The organism is Albibacterium profundi (assembly GCF_042159835.1).
In the GTDB taxonomy this organism is placed as follows: Bacteria; Bacteroidota; Bacteroidia; order Sphingobacteriales; family Sphingobacteriaceae; genus Albibacterium; species Albibacterium profundi.
In genome coordinates, this window is sequence record NZ_JBBVGT010000003.1 from 425682 (window position 1) to 450502 (window position 24821).

15 protein-coding genes are annotated in these 24821 nt (G+C 42.1%); 9 read left to right on the top strand and 6 right to left on the bottom strand.

The window, feature by feature from the left end:
• Window position 1: 1 nt before the first annotated feature.
• The gene (locus WKR92_RS13360; protein ID WP_375558337.1) at window positions 2–3001 is read right to left on the bottom strand and encodes a SusC/RagA family TonB-linked outer membrane protein; all 3000 of its coding nucleotides are present in this window, start codon (window positions 2999–3001) and stop codon (window positions 2–4) included.
• Between the two features lie 205 nt (window positions 3002–3206).
• Between WKR92_RS13360 and WKR92_RS13365 the strand changes: the two genes are divergently transcribed.
• From WKR92_RS13365 to WKR92_RS13375, 3 genes are all read left to right on the top strand, one after another.
• Entirely contained in the window at window positions 3207–3698 is a 492-nt protein-coding gene (locus WKR92_RS13365; protein WP_375558338.1) for an SRPBCC family protein, read from the top strand.
• A 74-nt stretch (window positions 3699–3772) separates the two neighbouring features.
• Window positions 3773–5941, top strand: a complete 2169-nt coding sequence (locus WKR92_RS13370) for a GH92 family glycosyl hydrolase (RefSeq protein WP_375558339.1) — start codon at window positions 3773–3775, stop codon at window positions 5939–5941.
• Window positions 5942–6016: 75 nt separating this feature from the next.
• Window positions 6017–7276, top strand: coding sequence for a PQQ-dependent sugar dehydrogenase (locus WKR92_RS13375; RefSeq protein ID WP_375558340.1), 1260 nt, complete (start codon window positions 6017–6019; stop codon window positions 7274–7276).
• A gap of 79 nt (window positions 7277–7355) precedes the next feature.
• On the opposite strand, the gene WKR92_RS13380 is transcribed toward WKR92_RS13375, so the two are convergent.
• On the bottom strand, window positions 7356–8252 hold the full coding sequence (locus WKR92_RS13380; RefSeq protein WP_375558341.1) for a YncE family protein: 897 nt from the start codon (window positions 8250–8252) through the stop codon (window positions 7356–7358).
• Window positions 8253–8503: 251 nt separating this feature from the next.
• Here WKR92_RS13380 and WKR92_RS13385 point away from each other — a divergent pair, with 251 nt between their 5' ends.
• The 6 genes from WKR92_RS13385 (at window position 8504) to WKR92_RS13410 (ending at window position 19525) form a co-directional block, all read left to right on the top strand.
• Window positions 8504–9373: a sugar phosphate isomerase/epimerase family protein gene (locus WKR92_RS13385; RefSeq protein ID WP_375558342.1), complete on the top strand. Its 870-nt coding sequence runs from the start codon at window positions 8504–8506 to the stop codon at window positions 9371–9373.
• A gap of 10 nt (window positions 9374–9383) precedes the next feature.
• Window positions 9384–10520 carry a Gfo/Idh/MocA family protein gene (locus tag WKR92_RS13390; RefSeq protein WP_375558343.1) on the top strand — a complete coding sequence of 379 codons (1137 nt, stop codon included), beginning with the start codon at window positions 9384–9386 and terminating at the stop codon, window positions 10518–10520.
• A gap of 15 nt (window positions 10521–10535) precedes the next feature.
• Window positions 10536–13463 (top strand): PVC-type heme-binding CxxCH protein, encoded by a 2928-nt coding sequence (locus WKR92_RS13395; protein WP_375558344.1) that lies wholly within the window; start codon window positions 10536–10538, stop codon window positions 13461–13463.
• Between the two features lie 276 nt (window positions 13464–13739).
• On the top strand, window positions 13740–16967 hold the full coding sequence (locus WKR92_RS13400) for a SusC/RagA family TonB-linked outer membrane protein (RefSeq protein ID WP_375558345.1): 3228 nt from the start codon (window positions 13740–13742) through the stop codon (window positions 16965–16967).
• Window positions 16968–16977: 10 nt separating this feature from the next.
• Window positions 16978–18837 (top strand): RagB/SusD family nutrient uptake outer membrane protein, encoded by a 1860-nt coding sequence (locus WKR92_RS13405; protein ID WP_375558346.1) that lies wholly within the window; start codon window positions 16978–16980, stop codon window positions 18835–18837.
• A gap of 10 nt (window positions 18838–18847) precedes the next feature.
• Window positions 18848–19525, top strand: coding sequence for a DUF3823 domain-containing protein (locus WKR92_RS13410; RefSeq protein WP_375558347.1), 678 nt, complete (start codon window positions 18848–18850; stop codon window positions 19523–19525).
• Between the two features lie 90 nt (window positions 19526–19615).
• On the opposite strand, the gene WKR92_RS13415 is transcribed toward WKR92_RS13410, so the two are convergent.
• The 4 genes from WKR92_RS13415 to WKR92_RS13430 are packed head-to-tail and all read right to left on the bottom strand — an operon-like array spanning window position 19616 to window position 24700.
• Window positions 19616–20854: an MFS transporter gene (locus WKR92_RS13415; RefSeq protein WP_375558348.1), complete on the bottom strand. Its 1239-nt coding sequence runs from the start codon at window positions 20852–20854 to the stop codon at window positions 19616–19618.
• A gap of 43 nt (window positions 20855–20897) precedes the next feature.
• Window positions 20898–21794: an AraC family transcriptional regulator gene (locus WKR92_RS13420; RefSeq protein ID WP_375558349.1), complete on the bottom strand. Its 897-nt coding sequence runs from the start codon at window positions 21792–21794 to the stop codon at window positions 20898–20900.
• 56 nt (window positions 21795–21850) lie between these two features.
• Window positions 21851–23182, bottom strand: a complete 1332-nt coding sequence (xylA, locus tag WKR92_RS13425; RefSeq protein WP_375558350.1) for a xylose isomerase — start codon at window positions 23180–23182, stop codon at window positions 21851–21853.
• 33 nt (window positions 23183–23215) lie between these two features.
• Window positions 23216–24700: a xylulokinase gene (locus WKR92_RS13430; RefSeq protein ID WP_375558351.1), complete on the bottom strand. Its 1485-nt coding sequence runs from the start codon at window positions 24698–24700 to the stop codon at window positions 23216–23218.
• Between the last annotated feature and the right edge of the window lie 121 nt (window positions 24701–24821).

Consider the following 24821-nt stretch of genomic DNA (forward strand, 5'->3'; position numbering starts at 1 on the left):
TTTAGAAAGATACGTTTAGTCCGAAGGTTAGACGTTTAGGTGAAGGATACTGTGACGTTGCATCGCCATACAGCGCGGCTTCTGGATCTATACCTGAAAATTTAGTTGATATCCACAGGTTATCTCCTGATATATAAGCTCCGAGTCCTTTTACATTCAGTTTTGAAGTGATGGATTCCGGAAACGAGTAACCTAGTGTTATGTTCCTTAATCTGATAAATGAGGCGTCTTCTAAGTAACGAGATGAAGTTTTGTTTGAATTTGTGCCGCCATTATATACAGCCACCGGGTGAGTGGCGTTGGGGTTACTTTCAGACCATCTCGACCACCCATCTTGAAGAACCATTTGGTTGTAAAAAGGATAAGCTCCGTCACTATCAAATAGCTCACGACCTGCATTATAGGCGTAAGCACCTTTGTTGAAAGCGAAGCTCGCGTTCAAATAGAAATTCTTGAACTGCATGGCAGATGCGAATCCTCCTAAAAAGTCGGGTGTGGAAGTACCAACAAATTGAAGCGACGCACTGTTGTAGTTGTTGGTTGTTGTCACTGCACCGGACTCCGAATCAATTACTTCCCAAAGTGGATCGCCATTTTCAGGGTCAACACCTGCCCATTTCCTCATATACCACGAGTCGATATCACGTCCCTCTGAGTAGCGTTTGTTACCTGCGGGCTGATCTTTGCCGTCTACAAGTTCTTCGATACGGTTGATGTTTCTCGCGAAGTTCACATCTATACGCCATTGAAATGGGCTTTCCGGGTTAAAGATATTCGCACCGATGGCAAACTCAATACCCTTGTTGCTAACAGCACCGATGTTTTCATAATATCCGGAATATCCGGCCGTCGCAGGTAACGCGACAAAGTGTAATAATCCGTCTGTGTTTTTATTATAATAATCTGCTGTAAAAGTAAATCTCCTCATGAGGCCAAACTCTAAACCTAGGTTAAAATCTTTAGAGGTTTCCCAGGTGAGTAGGGAATTGCCCAGTTGACCGGGATAGGCTGCCGGTGCACCATTATACTGGGCGTTTAAGTTAAATAGATCATACGATCCATAGAGTGCAGTCGGAACGTTTCCGACTAGTCCGTAGGAAGCTTTAAGTCTTAAATAGTCAAAACGATCCAACTGGAAAAAATCCTCTCGATGCACATTCCATGCTCCACTCACTGCATAAAAACTACCGTATTGTTTTTCGCCACCGAAGCGTGAAGACCCGTCGATACGATAGGAGGCTTGCGCATTGTATTTGTCTGCATAGTTGTATGCAACGTTGATGATTCCTGAATTGGCTGCGTAATCGTTTTTCGTTCCACTGATATCTTGTGGTTCTGAAGTGTTGTTAAGAATTTCAGAGCCGGCTACAATCCCGATACCGGTTGCACCCATATCTTTATACACATAGTCCATATACTCATAGGCGGCGAATGCGTTCACGTTGTGATCTCCAAATGATCGATCAAATTTCAGCATCTGATTGGTGAAACGGACATTTCGGCGACCGTTACTATTATAGATGGAGCCCTGCGTTGCCAAGCCACCAACAGAGCTAGGATCCGTGTAGGAGAAAGAATTTGAGTTATAATATGCGAAGTTATTAGTTGACACAAACGTGAAATGGTCGTTAATCTTCACGTCGAAATCTGCATTGATCTGTATGTCAAAAATTTCACCATTTCCGTAATTCCATTGTAGGTCGTATAAATAGTTGTTGTCGTCACGACCATACCAATTGATGTCCTGGATTCGTGGAGTGACCAGCTTGCCGGAAGCATCGAACGGATTATCCCAAGGAAGATTTAGATACATCTGATACAAGCTATGTTGCGCATTATCATTGCTGGTATACGTAGCATTTACCTTCGGTTTAAAGGTTATCCGGTCGTTGATAAAATAATCAATATTTAAGCGCCCGGCCCAGCGGTCGTATTGGTATCCTTTAACAGTTCCCTCTTCGGTGAAATAGTTGCCACCAAAGTAGACAGAAGCCTTGTCGGTTCTAGCCACGTATGAAACACTGAGATCATGCATAGCGGCATCTTGCGTGCCATTGTCGACCCAGTTAAAGTCGTTCGCAAGAACATCCTTAGTTATATTTGCTGGGATGTCCGACTGATTTCTAAATTGCTGAAAGGTGTCGTAAATTTGTTGGCTATTCATTAATTTGAAGTTGCCGTGGTTGAATTGCGAGATTCCACTTTTTAAATTCACATTGAGCGTCCCTTCTCCGGCCTTGGCTCTTTTGGTTGTAACGACAATGACTCCATTCGTACCTCTGGAACCATACTGTGTTGTCGCTGCCGCATCTTTTAGAACAGACATACTTTCTACGTCGTTCGGGTTAATGTTTGGTACGCCATGCTGAATCACACCATCTACAACCCATAATGGAGAGATGTCAGAATAAATCGAGCTTCTACCTCGGATACGGATGTTCGGATTATCGCCCGGCCTACCTGTTGAGCTGACCACATCTACACCGGCAACTTTTCCTTGCAGCATATTGCCGACACTTGGCGATGATACATCTCGTAAATCATCTCCGTCAACGGTAGCCACCGAAGCAGTGATGTTTTCCTTTTTTTGCGTAGAATACCCCGTTACTACAATTTCATCGAGTGAAGTAATCGACGGGTTCATGTTGATTGTCATGGTTTGGCTAGTTGCGGAAACTTCAACCGTCTCGAAGCCGACCATCTGGAAAACTAGGGTGCTGCCAACCGGTGCTTCTAGACTGAAATTTCCCTCCATATCAGTTGCAGTCGCTTGTATTGGTTGATCCTTAATCGAAACCGTTACCCCTGGAAGCGATTCGCCTGCGGACATTACCCGTCCGCGGATCATTGATTGTTTCAGGTTTTCAATCGATAATCCTAAGGTACTTTTCTCAAGGGCTTTTAAGTCGCTTGCTGAAACAATGCTACTTCCTAGAAACAAAAAAGTCACAATAGGAATCAGTCTCTTTTGAAAACAAAAATTGTAATCATTTCTTTTCATAAATCAGTGTTTTTCTTCATTCTAAAAGCAATGTTAACTTTTTATTAAATCATATAAAAGCGATTATAAAACACAACCGTTTGTGTAATTTTTTTGTGTATTGTCGTAATTTACCGCTTGGATTGTCGGAATGACACAGCCTGAAAACCAAACAATTCTGAGAAATTTGGTATTAGAGATTAACAACAATCTAAAAGATTACATAATGGACAAAAAACAAGAATTTGTTTTCTCTGTTGACCATGCCAACAGAAAAATACATGTCGAAAAGGAATTCCCTGCTCCCTTAGATAAAGTATGGGATGCATTTACAAAAGAGGAACAGCTTAGCCGATGGTTTGCACCAGAACCTTGGAAAGTAGAAAGTAAACAATTGGATTTTAACGAAAGGGGACGTTGGTTATTTGCCATGGTCGGACCCGAAGGCGAGAAGCATTGGTCGATCGTTGACTATATTTCAATTGACCCTATGAAATCGTATACCGCGAAGGACGCTTTTAGCGATGATAAAGGGAATATAAATCAAGATATGCCCCAAGCTACCTGGCATAATAAATTTATCGATCAAGGAAGTTCAACTCGTTATCAAGTAGATATATCATTTGATAGTGAAGAGGACTTGGATGGGAACTTGAATATGGGCTTTGTGGAGGGTTACACGGCTTGTTTGAATCAATTAGCTGATTTGTTAGCATAAGTATAAGCTAAAACGATTTTAATTGCAATTTTTTCAATGTTTGATGTATATTCGTGAAACAACTATACGAATCTATGTCTTTGAAGAATCTATTATTAGTCCTGGCTTTCAGTTCTTTGTTTCTTGGGTGCGGCGTTAAAAAGCAATCTGCCCGAGAAAGCACGAATGATCTAACCTCGTATGTGAATCCTTTTTTAGGTACAGCGCCTTTGCTGGATCCTGAAATCATTGGCTACACGCCGCCTGAAGGATGGCGTGTATGGGCCGGCTTGGTTTTTCCAGGCTCGTCATTACCCAATGCGATGGTGCAGTTAAGTCCCGTAACGGAATATGGAAGTGGGGCAGGGTATGAATATGAAGATGATGAAATTTTGGGTTTTGCACATACCAATAAAGGGCATTGGGACCAGATGAATATACCTATTTTGCCAATTTCAGGTGAAATGGCCCGTCCTTTCAAATCCAAATATTCGAAAAAAAGCGAAAGTGCGTCACCAGCTTTTTATCAAGTACATCTTGATGACTATAAAGTTGATGTACGCTTAACCTCCACACTTAGAGCGGGTGTTCATGAATACACCTATGCCGACCAGTCGGATAGAAAAATCCTATTTGATCTGGCGCGTGCGAATCATGGAGTTCAAAATTGGGAAATCACCAAAAAGGGAAATACTCTTCAAGGATTTCAACAAATAGGTCATGGTCCTATTTACTTTTATGCCGAGCTTAATCATCATATCGATGAATTGGAGGTGGTTAGGCCAGGCGATCGGAAGGGCTATGCCTTCATAACATTGAGTGATAAAAATCCAGATCCGGTATTACTAAAGATAGGTTTATCATTCGTAAGTATTGAGAATGCAGCAGAAAATCTTAAGACTGAAGTAGGGGAGCGTACTTTTAATGAGATTCATGATGCTGGGAAAAGAGTTTGGAACGACCTCCTTTCTCAGATTCAGGTGAAAGGCGGGACTCAGAAGCAACGGGAGTTGTTTTATTCCTCGCTTTACCGATCATTCTTATGGCCAGCCCTACGCAGCGATGTAAACGGGCAGTTTGTTGATGCTGCTAGAAAAGTACGGCAAGAGGAATTTAATTATTATACAACCCCAGCATTATGGGATACCTACCGTAACAAATTGGTTTTATTGGGTCTAATCAGACCCGACGTGACGAACGATGTCATTAAATCGCTTATTGACAGAGGAAATATAACTGGTTTTATTCCGACTTTCTTTCACGGAGATCATGCAGCGCCGTTTATTGCCGGAAGTTACTTTAGAGGGATTGGCGATTTTAATGTAAACAATGCATACCAACTTTTATTGAACAATGCTTATAAACAGAAGGGCGCACGGCCACATATCAAGGAGTATATTGAAAAGGGTTTTATCAGTGACCCTGATGTTAAAAAACCACATGTAGAAACGAAGGCGAAGGCAGGAGTGTCGAAGACACTTGAATACGCCCATGATGATTATGCTTTATCTCTCTTGGCGAAAAGTCTAGGCGACGAAAAACACTTTATCGATTTGCAAGAAAGATCGCAAAACTATCGTAATGTTTTTGATAAGTCGACTAACTTTATGCGTGGACGTTTGGCTAATGGCGACTGGATTAATCCGTTTAACCCACAATACCCGTATTATGAATACATGTATCGTGAAGCCAATGCCTGGCAGGTATCTTTTTATGTGAATCATGATATGCCAGGGTTGATCGAGCTGTATGGAGGGGAACAAGCTTTTGAAGATAAGTTGGATTCCCTGTTTACAGTGCCATGGAACCCTCGTTATATCGCCAGAAATATTTCCGGCTTTATTGGTCAATATTCGCATGGAAACCAACCGGATCACGAAGCCCCGTTCGCGTATTACTTTATCGATAAGCCAGAGAAATCACAAGCGATATTGGATCGTATTTTCGAACGCTTTTATGGAGCTGGTGAATTTGGATTAGCTTTAGGTGGAATGGATGATGCAGGTGAAATGTCTTCGTGGTATGTTTTCAGTGCGGGTGGTCTTTATCCATTTTCTACTGCGGATGCCAATTATTTACTAACTGTACCTATATTTGATGAAGTAAAATGGGAAGTTAAAGGAAAGAAACCTATTATTATACGAAATTCATCCGGCGGTCGAGAATTGAAGGGCATAACGCTTGGTGATGAAAGCCTTCAGGGCTATTTTATTTCACATTATTTGTTCGACAAAGGCGGCGTTATTGACTTGAAAACAGATTAATAAAACAAAAAGCTTATTTTTACGTTATTAACGACGTATTTTGCATCATATAAATTAACAACAAAACATCACTTCATGACTTCTTTACCTACTAATTTAAAACTATTTGGCGTAGCCACCGGTTTGGTGTTCTCGCTAGCAGCATGTAATTCCGCTGCAAATGATAACGGGTCTCAGGATAGTACAGCTGTAGTCGGCGACACAACCAAGTACGACCCAGTAGAGACTGACTCAGCTAACACAAGCTATCAACCGGCTTTTGAAGGACAGACTCGCATAGCCGGCGTTAAAACAACTTCGGATTATTCGGTTCAAGTGCTTAGCGATGGTTTAGACAGTCCTTGGGGCGTTACAAGTCTTCCTGATGGGCGTCTTCTGATAACCGAGAAGGGTGGTACGATGCGGATCGCTAGTCAAGACGGAACATTAAGTGAAAAAATTACTGGCATACCAGAAGTCAATGATGGTCGCCAAGGTGGACTGTTAGGCTTGACAATTGACCCGGACTTCTCGGATAATCGGATGGTATATTGGACGTTCTCTGAAGAGACGGATGGTAAAAACTTAACTGCCGTAGCAAAAGGGAGGCTGGCTGACGATGAAAAGACGATTGAAAACGCTGAAGTTATCTATCGCGCAACACCGGGACACAAGAGTGAGTTACATTACGGCGGTAGAATCTTGTTCGATAAATCAGGAAACATCATTTTCAGTACTGGAGAGCGTTCTGACCTAGAGACAAGACCCTTGGCACAAGATCTACAAACTTCTTTAGGTAAAATTATCCGTATAACGACTGATGGTGAGCCGGCTGATGGTAACCCTTTCGAAGGAAACAGTGAAGCGCGACCAGAAATATATTCGTATGGACATCGTAATGTTCAAGGTTTGGCATTCCATCCAGTAACAGGCGATTTATGGGAAACAGAATTTGGTCCACGCGGCGGTGATGAAGTGAATTTGGTTAAGCCGGGTTTAAACTACGGTTGGCCAACAATTACCTACGGCCTTGAGTATAGTGGGGAGATTATTGGAGAGCCGATCCAGCAAAAAGAAGGTATGGAGCAACCGGTGTATTATTGGGATCCGGTGATTTCACCTAGTGGAATAACCTTTTATGCCGGGAACAATATCCCTGAATGGGAAAATAACTTATTTATCGCTGCTTTGAGTGGAACACACATCGCTCGTTTGGTAATTGAGGATAACAAAGTAGTTGGGGAAGAGCGCTTATTAGTTGACGAGGTACAACGGTTTAGAGATATTACGCAAGGTGAAGACGGAGCATTATATGCGGTCACCGACCAAGGTAGGTTATATAGAATTGGGAAATAATTTTTCATAAGTATATCTAAAATAAGAAACCCGGTACATATGTGCCGGGTTTCTTGTTTTTTGGTAAAAGTAAAATGTATTACTCAAGACGATAAGCAGCTAACTCATTTTTTGTAAAGGTTGGAACCAGTACCATGTTCATTTCCTCAATAAAGCCAATATCAGCCGTCTTTGATTCTTCTCCTTTTGTATCTAAAAGAAGCGTGGTTTCCTGTCCGTTTATATAATATATTTCACCTTCCCAGCGGCTAGCAATAAAGGTGCTATCGCCCAATATAACGAGACCATCACCACCTGTAACTTCCGAGTTAATCAGCATACTGGTATAATCCGAATCATATCTTTTTAAACCCTCTGCATCAAGACTGTAAAGGTCCCCATTGTAACATTCAAGACCGTTGATGCCTTCGGCACCTGTAACCACAGCGGTAACTTCACCAGCCTCGTTTAACGCATGGATGACTCCGGTTCTAGAGTCCGAAAAGAAAATAGACTCGCCGTTCGTCGCCAAATCGTTCAGAAATACAGCTCCTTCAACAGGGATCGTCTGTTCTATCTCTGCCGATTCGATGTTGATCACATGTACCACATCGATATCCGTAACATATAGTTTATCATTCATTATGGCCATTCCGCGTGGAGCATCTAGTCCGGTTACCCAATCTTTGTTTTTTACAGTTCCATCAGGGTGCAGAAGAGCGATAAACCCGTCACCATCTTTCGCTGAAGGATCTGTATTTCCGCACGAAAGATAAATGATGTTGTTAGGTGCATAGTAGAGTGCGGACTCCGATCCTGTGAATGTTGAATCGGTCTTCCATTCAAGTGAAAGAGACAGTTCTAAGTTTTCGGTCGCAGTACTGTCTGTAGATTCTGCTGAATTTGACTGCCCACTATTACCGCAGGACGATAATAAAAAGAGCGATGATGCTGCGACGGCAACTGTTGCTAAGGTCTTGCTAATCAGATTTCTCATAATTTCATGTTTTGATTCTATTACCAAAATAGATAAATCTTAGTTCATATAAAAAACTAATCGAACATAATAGATAAATACGCTTTCTGTTTGGATCCAATTAGAGTTCGGCAATAAGCTTATTTATGTATTTTAAATCCAATACACGGGAAGTTAGGATATAATACAGTCAATTATGGATATTTTAGTGTTTTTAAGCAGATATAAGAAGTCCTATCTTTATTTTAATTGTAAGCTAAAATGAAAAGTATATGCCTTTAGATGTAAAGCTCGGCGCTAGTACGTGGCTTTGGATGTCGCCTTTTACAACAAATAAAGCGACTGAATTGTTCCCCGTAATTAAGAAATTAGGATATGATACCGTAGAACTCGCCATAGAAGACCCTTCAGCGATTGATGCAAAGGAAATTAAACAATATTTACTCGACTTTGATTTGAAGGCGACGGTTTGTGGGGCTTTTGGGGAAACGCGGGACCTGACAAACGACGATGAAAAGTATCGGCAAGTGGGACTAGACTATATTGAACAATGTCTTGACATTGCCGCGGTACTGGAAGCAGGCTTTTTTGCCGGACCCATGTATTCGGCTGTTGGTAAAGCACGATTAGTTCCCCCAGAAAAAAAGAAAATAGAATGGGAGCGTGCGGTAAAAGGTTTACAAGAAGCAAGCGTAATGGCCCAGAAGAGAGGGTTAGGGTTGGCTATTGAGCCCTTAAATCGTTTTGAGTCTGATCTTATCAATAATGTAGAGGATGTATTGGCTCTTATTCATGATATAAATCATCCGGCGGCAAAAATTTGTTTAGATATGTTTCATATGAATATAGAAGAGCCCGATCCTGAAAATGCCATTGTGCAAGCAGGAGATAAGCTTCTTCATATGCAAGTTTCAGAAAATTATCGCGGCGTACCGGGTACAGGTGGCGCGCATTGGGCCGCTTACTATAGAGGATTAGAGAAGATAGCCTACAAAGGGACGGTCTCAATAGAAAGCTTTACTCCTGAAAATAAGGAATTGGCGGCTGCTGTTTGCATTTGGAAGACCTTCACAGCAAGTCAGGATGACTTCGCTAAAGAAGGTCATGATTTTTTAAGAAAATGGATTAACAACGATTATTAATAGATAAATTATGCAAGAAAAGGTAATTAATGTAGCGATTGTTGGTTTAGGTTTCGGTGCTGAATTTATACCAATTTACCAAAAACACCCAAACGCAAATATGCACGCGATTTGTCAACGCAATCGTGAGAAAATGAATGAGATAGGAGATCATTTTTCTATTGAGAAACGCTATGACGATTATGATGAGTTGCTAAAAGATCCGGCGATTGATGCGGTACATATAAACACACCCATCCCGAACCACGCAGAACAGTCGATTAAAGCATTAAGAACGGGAAAACACGTGGCTTGTACGGTTCCAATGGCAACGACGGTCGATGAGTGTAAACAGATTGTGGAGGCTGTCAATGAAACGGGACTGACCTACATGATGATGGAGACGGTTGTCTATGCCCGCGAGTTTCTATTTATGAAAGAATTATATGAAAAGGGAGAACTTGGCAAAATACAGTTTCTAAAGGCTAGTCACCAACAGGACATGGAAGGTTGGCCAAACTATTGGCCAGGTCTGCCGCCGATGCATTATGCCACACACTGCGTTGGCCCTGTCTTGGGCTTAACGAGAGACGAGGCGGAATATGTTTCCTGTTTCGGGTCGGGTACGATTGATGAGGAACTTCATCAATATTATAACTCTCCCTTTGCTGTAGAAACTGCGCACGTCAAATTTCGAGATTCGGATCTAACAGGTCATGTTTATCGTTCTCTCTTTGATACGGCTAGGCAATATCGAGAAAGTTTTGAAGTGTATGGCTCTAAGAAGGCGGTTGAATGGCCGTTGATCGAAGGAGAACCATTAGTGGTGCATACTGCTAAAAAACCTGAGCCAGAGATTCCTGAGTCTGTTGAATGTCCAGATTTTGCTCATTTACTTCCGCCAGAAATTCAGGCGTTTACGACAGGTGGTGTTTATGATGAGGACTCCAATCAGCATTTGTCTTATACACAAGGAGCAGGACATGGTGGCTCTCATCCACATCTAGTGCATGAATTTGTTAGCGCATTGGTTGAGGGAAGAGAACCTTTTCCGAATGCTGTACAGTCGGCTAATATCACTTGTGTAGGTATATTAGCCCATGAGTCAGCATTAAAAAACGGTGAGGTCCTAAAAATGCCTGACTTTACTTTATCCCAAAAACGATAATATAATTTAAACGATATGAAATTTAAATATTTTGGTTTTCTGTTGCTCTCTCTTTTCTTGTTTTCCTGTAAGGAAGAGGCGCCAAAACGATTGGAATTGTTTTTTTTAGGCCATGATAGTAAACATCATGATTCGGAGCAATTGGCAGAAATTCTGTCTCAGGAATATTTCAAAGATGGATTCAATATAACCTATTCAACTGATCCGGAAGATCTGACATCGGACAATCTAAAACGTTTCGACGGTTTGATATTATACGCCAACCATGATACGATATCAGCGGAACAGGAAACAGCCTTATTAGATTTTGTCGCATCGGGTAAGGGTTTTATTCCTATCCATTCTGCATCCTTTTGTTTTCAAAATTCTCCAGAGGCGATAGCGCTGATCGGTGGTCAGTTTAAAAGCCATGAAGGCGGATCGTTTTCAGCGGAGATAATCAAACCCGATCATCCTGCTATGAAGGGCGTAGAGTCTTTTACGACCGAATGGGACGAGACCTATGTTCATGATAAAATAGCGGACGATATTGAGGTGTTGATGGAGCGGGTAGAAGACGGTCATCGTGAACCTTATACATGGGTAAAGGAACATGGCAAAGGAAGAGTCTTTTATACTGCTTTCGGACATGATGAGCGAACATTTCGAAATCCAGGTTTCTTGCAGCTGATTAAAAGCGGGATTTTATGGGCCGTTGGGGATGCAGCTGTTGAGCGTTTGAATAAGTTTGTGATAGCTGAAGCGAGTTATGAGGATGCACATTTACCTAATTATGAAAAACGAGACCCTGCGCCAAAGTATCAATTACCGTTGTCGCCTGAGGAGTCACAGTCGCTCGTTCAGGTGCCAGTAGGGTTCAGGTTGGAACTATTTGCAAGTGAGCCGGATATCAAAAAGCCGATTGCAATGGATTGGGATGAAAAAGGACGTCTATGGATTATTGAAACCGTTGATTACCCAAATACCGTGCGTAACGATAAGGGTGAAGGGGATGATCGGATTTTGATTTTAGAAGACACGGACGGGGATGGGAAGGCTGATAAGTTTACAGAGTTTGCAGCAGGCCTGAATATTCCGACCGGTTTTGTCTTTGCAAACGGCGGGATTATCGTTTCACAAGCACCTTACTTCTTGTTTTTAAAAGATGAAGACGGGGATGATAAAGCAGATGTTCGAGAAGTATTAATTGAAGGCTGGGGTACCTTTGATACCCATGCCGGACCTTCTAATCTGCGCTATGGTTTAGATAATAAAATATGGGGGACGGTAGGCTATTCAGGTTTTGAAGGGATTATCGGTGGTGAAGAATTTAAATTTGGTTCGGGAATTTATCATTTCGAACCGGATGCTTCTGAGTTTGAGTTTTTGACATTTACTACCAATAATACTTGGGGACTTGGCTTCTCAGAAGAGTTTGATGTATTTATTTCTACAGCGAATAATGAGCATAGTAACTTCTTTGCCATTCCTAATCGTTACTATGCAGAAGCAGAAATCAGAGGACGAGGTGCACAGAAAATTGACAGTCATTATGGAATGCACGTGGTAACGAAGAATCTGCGTCAGGTAGATGTTCACGGTGGTTTCACCGCTGCAGCTGGACATAGTCTTTATACGGCGCGCACTTATCCAAAAGAATATTGGAATCGTGTAGCATTTATCAATGAACCTACAGGTCGCGTAATCCATAAGCATGTGCTTGAGCAAGAAGGCTCCGGCTTTGTCGAAGGTCCGGATGGGTGGAATTTGGTGGCAAGTGCTGACGAATGGTTTGGTCCTGTAGAAGCAAAAGTGGGGCCGGATGGTTCGGTATGGTTTTTAGATTGGTATAACTTTATTATCCAACATAACCCGACTCCTGAAGGTGCAGAAAACGGAGAAGGTAATGCTTATATTGATCCACTTCGTGATAATACCCGTGGTCGTATCTATCGCCTTGTTTATGAGGATGCTGAACCTTCAGATTCGTATAGCTTAGATAAAGAAGATACCGCTGGTTTACTTGATGCCTTGCAGAGTGATAATATGTTTTGGCGGACAACCGCCCAACGCTTGTTAGTTGAGTCGGGTGATCAGTCGGTTGCCGATGAATTATATAATATAATACAAGCAGAGCAAGTTGACGAGATAAATGTCGATGCACCTGCAATCCACGCTCTATGGACTTTGCAGGGGTTGGGATTATTAGAGCATCCTAACCAAGAAAGCACGGACGTACTCTTCGCCGCATTAAATCACCCGTCTGGCGGCGTACGTCGAGCTGCCGTCCAACTTGTTCCGGCAAATGACGTAGAGCTTATCAATCGTCTAATTGATGCGGATGTATTATCGGATTCTGATTTAAGGGTTCGTTTAGCTGCGATCTTAAAATTGGCTGATGCACAGCCCTCAGAAGAAGTTGCACAAGCTATTCTGGAAGCATCACAGGTCTCGGAAAACCAGGACGATAAATGGATATCGGAAGCTCTAAAAATAGCAGAGACTATCAATAGCGATTACATTTCTTTAGCTCAGAAGAATATTGCCAATACTTCTCGTGGTGGAACAGAGGGCGAAGTTGGTATCGATGAAACCATTACCATCAAAGTTATTGTTGGTGAAATGAAGTATGACAAAACTAAGTTTTCTGTAAAAGCTGGGTCCAAAGTAAAGATTGTTTTAGAGAATCCTGATTTTATGCAGCATAACCTGTTGATTATTAAGCCAGGGTCGCTCGAGAAAGTAGGGAAAGCTGCAGATGAGGTTGCCATGCAAACCAACGGAGCTGAATTGCAATACATACCAGATATCCCAGAAGTTCTATTTGCTACACCGCTCGTTAACCCGGAAGATAAAACTGAGTTGGTTTTCACAGTTCCGGAGCAAACAGGCGATTACCCCTTTGTTTGTACTTTCCCAGGACATTGGCGAATCATGAACGGTGTCATGACAGTTACCAAGTAATGGAAGATTAGAAAGCAATATACCGGTCATAAACGAAAGGCACTCAGAAATGGGTGCCTTTCGCTTTTATTATATCTATAATTTCGTGTCACGGTGACTTAACTAGCTATAATACAGTTATAAATGGATAATATAGAGGGCGGCATAATCCAGATATTAAGTTAATATTGATATTGAGTATAAACCAATTGTGAGACCATGAAAGTCAGCTTTCATGGCACAATAAATTATGGATTCCTAAAAGGATCAAATCTCGCTAATTAAAACTTTATTGTTATGGATGTTTTTATCAAAAAAATGACAATGAATCGGCACCTGAAAAAGTTAGGCTTCATGCTATCCTTGCTTTGTTGTTTGTCGATTCCATTGCTCGCTGCTGCGCAGACAAATTCGCAGCAGATTGTCACCGGAAAGGTGACCGATGTGAACGGCGAACCGCTTACGGGAGTGAGCGTCCTTCTCAAGAACACGGATGTCGGAACCAGTACTGACGCGGACGGAGACTTTTCGCTCGTTATCCCCGATACCCAAGGTGTTTTAGCTTTCTCGTATATGGGCTTTCAGAAACTTGAAAGACAAGTGTCAGCTGGTGAGTCTGTTCAAGTGCAACTCATTGCAGATCAGGAAGCTTTGTCTGAAGTAGTAGTTGTTGGTTATGGAACACAAACCAAAGCATCGATTACCGGTGCAGTTAGTGCCATTAATTCAGAAGATATTGTGAGGACGCCGGCTGTTTCAGCTACCAGCGCCTTGGTAGGTAAAATTCCGGGAATCACATCCCGTGCTACCGACTCAAGACCAGGAAATGGAACCAATTTACAGATACGAAACCTAGGTTCGCCTCTGTATGTAATTGACGGTGTTCCTTATAGCATGAATGATCAAACAACAGATTTCGGACTGAATAGCGGTGTTTCGGGTCAGAATATGTTTAATAATCTAGGAATTGAGGATATAGAAAGCATTACCGTACTTAAAGATGCTTCTGCTGCAGTTTATGGCCTACGTGCATCAAATGGAGTCGTTCTGGTAACGACGAAAAAAGGAAAGAAAAATGAGCAAGCATCAATTAACTTGACAAGTTATTACGGTCTTCAGAACTTTACACGTTTTCCGCACGTAGCTAATGCAGGTCAATATGTTCGCGGCTTATTGGAGTCGGTACAAAACCTGGGTGGTGACCCTTCCTTATTGTACACGCCGGAAGAGCTTGCCAAATGGGAAGCGGGAACAGAGAAAGGTTACCGTAGCTATGATTATTATGATATCGTGACGCGTAATAATGTCCCGCAGGCTTACATCGGTCTGAATACATCGGGTGGGACAGAGAGGTCGAACTACTACTTGGCGGTAAGTCACATTAATCAAGATGCCATCTTAAAGGATTTTAATTTTAACCGCACCAACTTGCAAGCGAATCTGTCTACGAATATCGCCAATGGCTTAACCCTAGGAGCGCAGGTTTCAGGACGGATAGAAGATCGACATAATGTAGGTGTTCCCGGCTTAGATGATTATTTTAATCCCTTGCTAAGTATCTTCAGCATGTGGCCAATTGAAAGTCCGTATGCCAATGATAACCCGAACTACGTGCACCAAACACACAACGTCAATGTTAATCCGGCTACGTATACAGACGATATTACGGGTTATGTCGATGAGATTACACGTGCGATGAATGTAAATATTAATGCGCAATACGATTTTAATTTTGGCTTATCGGTAAAGGGACTTTATTCGTATAACTATACAAATCAAGACTTTGATGGTTTTGAGTATACGTATAAAGCTTATCGCTATAATGAAGCGACCGATACGTATGAAGATCGGGATCCGAGTAGCGGCGCCCTCTATGGTAACCAAAACCCTTGGCGGGAAAAACATAAGAGAAATGTCGTTTCTAATTTCGCACAGATTCAGCTGAATTATGAAAAGCAATTTGGCGATCATTTCATTTCCGGGGTTGCTGCTTATGAGCGTTCAGAGAATGAAAACTCGTATTTAGCTATACACTCAGTTCCTCCGAATAACTATGTGCCTCTAATGAATTTCTCTACACAAGATTACTTAGCAGATGAATGGGCTATTGAAGCTAGAGCAGGTTATGTGGGCCGGATAAACTATAACTATAAACAGCGCTATTTGATAGAAGTGCTGGGTCGTTATGACGGCTCTTTCTTGTATCATGGTGATAAGCGTTGGGGTTTTTTCCCGGGTGTATCGTTGGGATGGCGACTTTCCGATGAGCCTTTTATGAAAAACCTGACCGACGGAGTTCTTGACGATTTGAAGTTACGTGCCTCATACGGTGAAACGGGAAGTGAACTAGGGTTGGGGACGCCGCCAACGATGTTTAGTTACATAGGTGGATACAACTTTAATCAGGGCAGTGCAGTTTTGGATGGAAGTTATATCATCGGCTTACGCCCTCGGGGCTTACCTATTACCAATCTTTCGTGGGTGACCAACAAAACCATGAACTTTGGGGTTGATTTTACCCTCTTTGAGCAAAAACTAACCGGTCAGTTCGACGTTTTCGAACGCAGAAGAAGTGGTTTACCAGCTCCAAAATATGATGTTCTCTTGCCAGTAGAAGTAGGCTATACCTTGCCGGTTGATAATCTAAATTCTGATGCGACACGTGGTATGGATGGAGCTATCGGCTATACCAATCGGGTAGGAGAGCTTGATTATTCCATCGGTATGAACGCTACCATCGGTCGTCTTCGCAGTTTGGAAACCTATAAGCCTCGCTTTGGCAATGCATGGGAAGAGTACCGCTACTCGGTTGAAGACCGTTGGGCTAATGTCAACTGGGGTTATCAGGTGATTGGCCAGTTCCAGTCGCAAGAAGAAATTGACAATTATTTAGTGAATAATGATGGACAAGGAAACCGTTCGCAATTACCGGGCGATTTAATTTATAAAGACGTTAACGGCGACGGAATTATCAACGGAATGGATGAGCGACCAATCGGCTACGCTCAAGGCGCATTGCCTTATTTCAATTATGGTCTTAATGGTAGTCTCAGCATCAAGAGATTTACCTTGTCGTTCGACTTCTCCGGCGGTGGCATGCAAAGTTTCCTTAGAAATTGGGAGCTCAAATTCCCTTTTCAAAATAATGGAAACCTGATCGATTATTTCGCGGACGATCATTGGCATCGTGTCGACCCTTATGATCCACAAAGCGAATGGGTGGCAGGAACCTATCCCGCATTTAGGAAGGATGTAAATAATCACAATAACTTCCGAAAAAGTTCATTCTGGCTAACCAACGTGCGCTATTTCCGTTTGCGGAATCTGGAGTTGGCGTACGCACTTCCGACCGAGTGGATAGAAAGGGTAGGATTAAAGAATGTCAGGGTGTATGTTAATGGAACCAATCTATTTTCAATTGACAATGTAAAAGACTTTGGAATTGATCCGGAGATCAGCAGCGAAAATGGCTTGATCTATCCTCAACAAAAACTTTATAATTTCGGTATAAATGTTTCATTATAAAATTAATAAGATGAAAAATATATTTAAATACACCTTTCTGATATGCACGATGGGACTCCTGTTTTCATCCTGTAAGAAAGATTGGTTAGAACGCACACCCAAGGATATTATCCTTGAGGATCAGGTGTGGAATGACCCGGTCATGATTACTGGTTTGCTTGCTAATTATTACGACCGATTCCCTACGGAAACCGGCTTGGAGGGCAATTTTAGAAACGCAGCCAATTACGCAGATGCCATGTGGTCAGGTTACTCTGGTGAGGATTGGCGAAATAACATCATTAATTATGGCTTTGAAAGCTGGAGGTATTGGGATTATGGCTTAATCCGAGATATTAATTTAGCAATCGAAAGTATTGAGGCTTATGGTGAAAATCTAACTGAACAGCAAAAAGCAGAGTTTTCAGCTGAACTGCGATTCCAACGGGCATTTATTTACTTTGAAATGGTTAAGCGTATGGGTGGAGTGCCTCTGGTTACGTCGCAATTGATTTACGACTATAGTGGCGATCCTTCTGACCTACAGTTACCACGCGCTAAGGAATCAGAAATTTATGATTTTATTGCTTCTGAGATGGATGCTATAAAAGATCAGTTAGGTAATGCCGGTAGTAATACAAGAGCGAATAAGTATACGGCATTAGCATTGAAAAGTCGCGCCATGCTATACGCGGCTTCCTTAGCTAAATATAATAATCAGATGGGCAGCCCGATTCAGACTCCTAACGGAGAAGTGGGTATTCCCGCATCTTTGGCAGACGATTATTATCGCAAGTCCTTAGAAGCTTCTTTAGAAATTATTAATAGTGGCGTTTATAGTTTGTATCAAAATAACCCTGATCCAGGTGCAAATTTTCAAGAGCTATTTTTGTCCAAATCAGACAATCCGGAAGTCATTTTTGCAAAAGATTTTCTGTCAGACAAAAACAAGCGACATGGTTTTACCTATGAGAATATTGTGCGGAGCGTTCGAGAGGATAACCTGGCATCGTCAGGTATTACGCCCGGTTTAGGTTTGGTTGAAAGTTATGAATATTTGGATGGAACCGACGGTACACTCAAAATCAGGACTGATGATAATAGCGATTTTATTTACTATGACGATCCAGAGAATTTGTTTGCCAACAAGGATGGAAGGCTTTATGGCACAATAATTTATCCGGGGTCAACTTTTAAAGGACTTGAAATAGAAATTCAAGCCGGAGTTATGCTTTGGGATGCCGCTAGTAATTCTTATGAGACGATTGAAGGCTCGGCTTTAGGCTCAAACTATACGGATGGTGATTTGTTGACCTCAGCTGCAGGTCCACATCGCTCTATCCAGGAGGTGAGTAATACTGGCTTCTATCTTCGCAAGTACGTTGATATTGGCGCGGGAACAAGTACCCGGGGGATTTTAAGTGATGTTTGGTGGGTTTGGTTCCGTTTAGGGGAAATTTATCTTAATGCCGCCGAAGCAGCTTTTGAACTGGGACAGGCCAATGCAGTCGACTATATCAACGCCCTGCGAGAACGAGCTGGTTTTGGTCCAAATAGCCTGAGTAACTTGACCATAGAAAAGATAAGGAATGAAAGACGAGTAGAATTAGCTTTTGAAGACCACCGTCTATGGGATCTGAAAAGGTGGCGTATTGCGCACACCGTATTAAATGGGAATGCATCTAACGAGGATGCAATGATTTATGCGCTCTACCCTTATCGTGTGGTTCGACCAGGTGACGCCGCGCGCGATGGAAAGTATGTCTTTGTTAAAATGCTTGCTCCACGTTTTAGGGCACCGCGCTTTTTCAGAGTAGAAAACTACTATTCTTCTATCGCACAAGATGTGAGAAACAATAATCCAAAGATTGTTCCTAACCCGGGACATTAATATTTATGTTATGAAAATACTTAGAATATTTATATACATGTTGGTGGCCTCGGTCATGTTTACCAGCTGTGAAAAAGATAATTTTGAAGCACCCAAATCGAAACTGACCGGCCGGATCGTATATAACGGTGAAGCGATCGGCCTTCGATCGGACGGCGTTCAGCTAGAGCTGTGGCAACATGGTTATGATTTGTTTAATAAAATACCGGTCTTCGTAGCCCAAGATGGAAGCTTTTCTGCTGAGATATTTGACGGTAATTATAAGTTGACATTGGTACGAGGAAATGGTCCATGGGCTGAAAATACCGACTCGTTGGATGTGAATGTTAGCGGGAGTACAGTGATTGACGTTCCGGTCGACCCATATTTCATTATTGACAACAGCAGTTTCCAGCCAGCGGGTGATATGGTGAACGCGACTGTTGAGATTAGCCACATCAATACCGGCAGGGATCTCGATAGGGTCAAAATCTACCTTGGTGAAACGATTATTGTAGATGACATCCTCAATGTTTCAAGCGCGGAGAAACTGGCAGCAGACGTTGATGTCGATCAGACGATCTCTTTGTCTGCGAATATCCCGCAAATCTTACGAAATAAAGGTTATGCGTTTGCGCGTGTAGGGGTAAAGACAGTCGGCGTTGCAGAATTTGTTTACTCTCAACCAATAAGAATCAATCTTAATTAATAGGTGGTTAATGTTGATGCCTTGTGCATCAAAAAAAGCGGATCCTTTATATAAAGGTCCGCTTTTTTCGTGTTTGTATAATCTGTTGTCCTATGATGTCGCTAATTCATCTTGTAAGGCAGCTTTCTTCTTTTTTCCTTGCCAAATGATAAAGAAAATAAAGAGACCGATAAGTATCACTGGGAAAATTACCATTTGAGATAGTGTTTGCTGTCCTGCTAGTAATTCCAAATTACTGCCCGTAAAGCCTTCTGCAGCCTTCTCAGCCCGTGCCTGGTCGATCCAGCGACCAATAATAGGCTGGAAGATCGACGTTGAGAGCATTCCAACACCCCCAATTACCGATAATCCTAATGCACCGCTTAATGGTACGCGCTGTGCAGCAGCACCAACCATTGTCGGCCAGAAGTAACAAACGCCAATAGCAAAGATGACCGCAGCTAGGTATACGAACGGTCCTGTCGCCACGCTTAAAAGGTAGATACCTATGGAAGCGAAAATGGCTGACGAGAGCAATACACCTGTTTGTCCCAGTTTATTGATTACCGGACCGGCAAAGAAGCGTCCAACCGCCATCAGACCCGTAACGAGCGCAAGAATTAACATCGGACTAGCACCGCTGTTACTCATAATGAGACCTACCCATTGCTGCGGCCCAAACTCTGAAATTGCTGTCAGCGCCATGCAGAAAAATAAAAATAAAAAGGTAGGAGAGAACATTGCCCGAAGGTTTTGTGTAAGGGAGGTCGATTCCGCTTTGTGAGGTTTTGGAAACTTCTGACCATAAAATAAAATGGCGTAAATGATGGTAGGGATCATGAGGAGCCACATTTGTGATTGCCAGCTAAAGCCAAAGTCGGTCATGAACTTTGATATAAGACTTCCTAAGAAAATTCCACCTGGGAACCACATATGAAAGCGGTTCATCATTTTATTCATCTTCTTACCCTCATAGGCGTCGGCGATCATGGGGTTACAGGCCGCCTCCGTACACCCGTTTCCAAAGCCGATAAACAGCGTGGATAGGAGTAGCGATGAGTAGCCTCCCGCATAAATCGTTAAGATAATTCCTAGCGTATGAGCTACAAACGCCACGCGCATAATATTTGCCGGGCCGAAAGAGTGGTAAATTAGTCCGCCAATGACCATTGAGATGGGGAAGCCAAGAAACCACATTGAATTGATAAAGCCCAGCTGTTCAGCCGTAAGCCCGAATTTGTCGCCAAGAATCGGTAGGATACCAGCTCTGATCGAGAATGAAAATGCGGTTGTAATAATCGCAAAACAGCTCCCATTAAACAGCGCACTCTTGTTGATTTGTTTTTCCATAATTGTTGGTTGGTTTAAGTTTGTTGTTGTTTTTCTTTATTAGTTAAAAATTACCATAGGTATCAATATTCAAGTCATGAAATGTTTTTTTGTAAAATAGAGGAGTTTGGCTTGTAATTTCTCGAAATTGTTTGTTAAAATTCGATAAGGTGTTGTAACCACATTCATAAGCAATTTGGCTGATGTTCAACTGTTCCTCTTGTAGCATTTTGCAAGCGTGATTGATTCTGATCTCCTTCACAAAATCTGAAAACGACTTGTTAACGTGTGTTTTGAAATAGCGACTAAAAGATGTCGGCGTCATATTGACACGTTCAGCAACCTCGTTTAACCCGATCTTTTTGTTATAATTTTTCATTACGTATTCGTAAACGATGTTCATGCGATCGGTAGATATTTTTTTTGCAACGGGAACATAGTCGAGTCTCGTTAATAATCGGATGTTTTGTGATATAGCAATAGTATGAAATATTTCTAACAATTGTATAATACTTTTAAAACCGTCCATCCCAAGCAAGTTCTGCATCATCGTGCTTACCTGTTCTCTTGTTTCTCCCAAAACCTCCAGTCCGCGCTTTGCTTTCTCAAATAGGCAACTTATGATATTCAACTCTTCTTTATTCCTGATGGAGTTATCTAAGAAGTCTTCTTGAAAATAGATGACGATTCCTGAAGTCTGATTTGTACTGTCGTCTTCAAAGTATCGGTTCTCGTTTCTCCAAACATGAGGGAGATTTGGACCGGTAAAGATCAGATCTCCCTCTTTAAAAGGTTTAATGGTATCGCCAATTACCCTCATGCCACGTCCTTTCAGAACAAGAAACAATTGATATTCAGGATGAAAATGAAAAGTAGGATCAAAATAAGGCTCATCAAGTTTTTTGATTAAAAAAACTTTTGAATCAGGGATAGATGATTTTCTTACAAAGTTCCGTACCATATTTAGGCATTTACGACGATTGATGGTTTATATCGTATACAATGTCTATTGATTTTCTAAATATACCGATTAATCAGGTTTTCCAAAAATTCTTGTTTACCACTGCGCACTTCAGGTTCGCCGGAAGCAGCCGCTATGTCTCTCAATGCTTGCAGATCTAACTTACCGTCTCTAAACTCCTTTCCTTTGCCACTATCGTAGCTGCTATAGCGTTCAGATCTTATTGCCTTGTAATCTGAATTTTGTAATATATTATCCGCAATAACCAATGCACGCGCAAATGTATCCGCACCTCCAATATGTGCATAGAATAAGTCGGCCGGATCCGTTGAGTTTCGTCGAATTTTCGCATCGAAGTTAATTCCACCACCTGCAAAACCACCTGCTTCCAAAATGATCAACATGCACTCTGCAACCTCATTAATGTTATTTGGGAACTGGTCGGTATCCCATCCATTTTGATAGTCACCGCGATTTGCGTCAATAGACCCTAGCAGTCCGGCATCTGCTGCCACTTGTAATTCATGTTGAAAAGTGTGACCAGCTAGCGTAGCATGGTTAACCTCTAGGTTCAACTTAAAATCGTCCATCAGGTCGAATTCTCTCAAAAAGCCAAGTACCGTAGACGCATCATAATCGTATTGATGCTTTGTTGGTTCACATGGTTTCGGTTCAATAAAGAATGTGCCTTTAAAGCCTTGACTGCGAGCATAATCTTTAGCCAGATGAAGTATTTTAGCCAGGTTTTCCTTTTCTCGTTTCATATTGGTGTTTAGAAGCGACATATAGCCCTCGCGTCCGCCCCAGAATACATAGTTTTCACCTCCAAGTGCTATCGTAGCATCAAGTGCGGCTTTAATTTGCGCCGCAGCGTGCGTCAAAACTTGAAAATCAGGATTGGTAGCCGCCCCATTCATATAGCGCTCGTGACTAAATAGGTTCGCTGTTCCCCAGAGTAACTTCATACCAGAGGCAGCTTGTTTTTCTTTGGCGTACTCCACCAAGGTTGCCAACCGCTTTTCGTTCTCTGCGACATCATTTCCATAGTCCACCACATCTACATCATGGAAGCAATAATAAGGTAATCCTATTTTGGTAAAAAATTCAAAGGCGGCATCCATCTTGTCTTTGGCGCGCTGAATCACATCTGCATTCTTATCCCATGGGAAGAAGAGAGTAGGTCCTCCAAAAGGATCGCTACCGTTGGCATTGAATGAATGCCAATAGGCAACAGCAAAGCGAAGATGTTCTTTCATGGTCTTCCCTTGAATAACGCGGTTCTCGTCGTACCAACGATAGGCTAGAGGGTTGTCAGATTCGGGCCCTTCGTAGCCGATCTTTCCAATTCCTTTAAAAAATTCTTGATTTCCGATTAATACATTTGACATAGTTGATGGATTTAATTGTTAGTTTACTTGTTTTTACTTGTTTATTTTGTCGGTTAGCAAGTGGTGCCACTGGCTATATAGTTCTTCATACGGATGATTGCTTTCAGGTTCGATTGTTTCTTGAACTTTCATCTTTTCAAACGCTTCATCGTATGAAGCAAAGGCTCCGCTACCAATTCCGGCACCTATCGCAGCACCTACACTGCCATCATTATTGTATAATTCTACCGGCGTATTGGTCACGTTCGAAAACACCTGTGCAAATAATTTACTTTGAAACATATTGGCGATTCCAGCACGAATAATTGAAGGATTCATGCCGTTTTCTCGTAGGATATCAAGACCGTATCGAAAAGCAAAGGCAATGCCTTCTTGAGCTGCCCGAAATACGTGCGCACGGTTATGATGATTGAAGTTGAGATTCAAGAAGTGCGAACCAATTATCCGATTATTAAAAATCCGTTCTGCTCCATTACCGAATGGAAGAATACTTAAGCCTTCACTTCCGGGAGGAATGGAACTGGCTAATTGGTTTATTTCTGAGTAGCTAAGCGATTGCCCCATGGTTTGCTTAACCCAGCTGTTAAGGATTCCCGTACCGTTTATACATAAGAGAACTCCCGTTCGGATGTCGTCCTCAGTATAGTTAACATGAGCGAATGTATTAATACGCGACTCCTTGTCACTTACCAGCTGATCACTTACTGCGAAAATCACACCGGAAGTGCCTGCTGTAGCGGCTACTTCACCCGGACGTAGAACATTTAGCGATAAGGCATTATTTGGTTGGTCACCGGATTTATAACTAACCGTCGTTCCAGGTTTTAAGCCGAGCTTCTGCGCCACGGATTGTTGCAATGTGCCGTGTTCCGAGAAAAGAGGTCTTAATTCAGGAAAAATATTATCCTCAAAGTCAAAATGTCTCATTACATCGGCTGATAGTGAATTGGATTGGAAATCCCAGAATACACCCTCCGATAGTGCCGATATACTCGTTGTCATTTCTCCAGTTAACTTCATTGCTATAAAATCGCCCGGCAGCATAATTTTGTGTGCAGTCTTGTAGACGTCTGGTTCGTTCTGTTTTACCCAAGCCCATTTAGCTGCTGTGAAATTTCCCGGCGAATTTAATAAGCGCTCTAAGGATTTTTCATGCCCGATACTTTCAAAAGCCTCCTCGCCGAGCTCGACTGCCCGACTGTCGCACCAGATGATAGAATTGCGTAGCGGTTGACCTTCTTCATCGACCACAACCAGCCCGTGCATTTGGTATGCAATTCCAACAGCTGAAATGTCACTCGCATTCACTTGATCTCGCGCGAGTACTGCGCTTATCGCCAATTGCGTGTGTTCCCACCACGTATTAGGGTCTTGTTCCGCAAAGCCGGGTTGAACAGATATCACTTTATTCTCCGTATCCTCCGGATACTGTGCGCTAGCTATTGCGTCTTGAGTCTGAGAGTCTACAACCGAGACTTTGATTGACGATGTTCCTACATCGATTCCTAGTAATAACATAAATTAGGTCTAAGTATTTGTACGAATTTACGCAAACGTTGGCATAAAGTTAAATTATTGTTGAAGAATTTAAAAATCAATCAGTACTTTTGTTCAACTTCTTAATAAACTTTTTACACAA

Excerpts from the sequence above, each read along its gene's own strand:
- WKR92_RS13390 (WP_375558343.1), top strand. The coding sequence starts at position 9,384 with ATGCAAGAAAAGGTAATTAATGTAGCGATTGTTGGTTTAGGTTTCGGT.
- WKR92_RS13365 (WP_375558338.1), top strand. The coding sequence starts at position 3,207 with ATGGACAAAAAACAAGAATTTGTTTTCTCTGTTGACCATGCCAACAGA.
- WKR92_RS13380 (WP_375558341.1), bottom strand. The coding sequence starts at position 8,252 with ATGAGAAATCTGATTAGCAAGACCTTAGCAACAGTTGCCGTCGCAGCA.
- WKR92_RS13400 (WP_375558345.1), top strand. The coding sequence starts at position 13,740 with ATGGATGTTTTTATCAAAAAAATGACAATGAATCGGCACCTGAAAAAG.
- WKR92_RS13395 (WP_375558344.1), top strand. The coding sequence starts at position 10,536 with ATGAAATTTAAATATTTTGGTTTTCTGTTGCTCTCTCTTTTCTTGTTT.
- WKR92_RS13415 (WP_375558348.1), bottom strand. The coding sequence starts at position 20,854 with ATGGAAAAACAAATCAACAAGAGTGCGCTGTTTAATGGGAGCTGTTTT.
- WKR92_RS13375 (WP_375558340.1), top strand. The coding sequence starts at position 6,017 with ATGACTTCTTTACCTACTAATTTAAAACTATTTGGCGTAGCCACCGGT.
- WKR92_RS13405 (WP_375558346.1), top strand. The coding sequence starts at position 16,978 with ATGAAAAATATATTTAAATACACCTTTCTGATATGCACGATGGGACTC.
- xylA (WP_375558350.1), bottom strand. The coding sequence starts at position 23,182 with ATGTCAAATGTATTAATCGGAAATCAAGAATTTTTTAAAGGAATTGGA.
- WKR92_RS13430 (WP_375558351.1), bottom strand. The coding sequence starts at position 24,700 with ATGTTATTACTAGGAATCGATGTAGGAACATCGTCAATCAAAGTCTCG.
- WKR92_RS13360 (WP_375558337.1), bottom strand. The coding sequence starts at position 3,001 with ATGAAAAGAAATGATTACAATTTTTGTTTTCAAAAGAGACTGATTCCT.
- WKR92_RS13410 (WP_375558347.1), top strand. The coding sequence starts at position 18,848 with ATGAAAATACTTAGAATATTTATATACATGTTGGTGGCCTCGGTCATG.
- WKR92_RS13370 (WP_375558339.1), top strand. The coding sequence starts at position 3,773 with ATGTCTTTGAAGAATCTATTATTAGTCCTGGCTTTCAGTTCTTTGTTT.
- WKR92_RS13385 (WP_375558342.1), top strand. The coding sequence starts at position 8,504 with ATGCCTTTAGATGTAAAGCTCGGCGCTAGTACGTGGCTTTGGATGTCG.
- WKR92_RS13420 (WP_375558349.1), bottom strand. The coding sequence starts at position 21,794 with ATGGTACGGAACTTTGTAAGAAAATCATCTATCCCTGATTCAAAAGTT.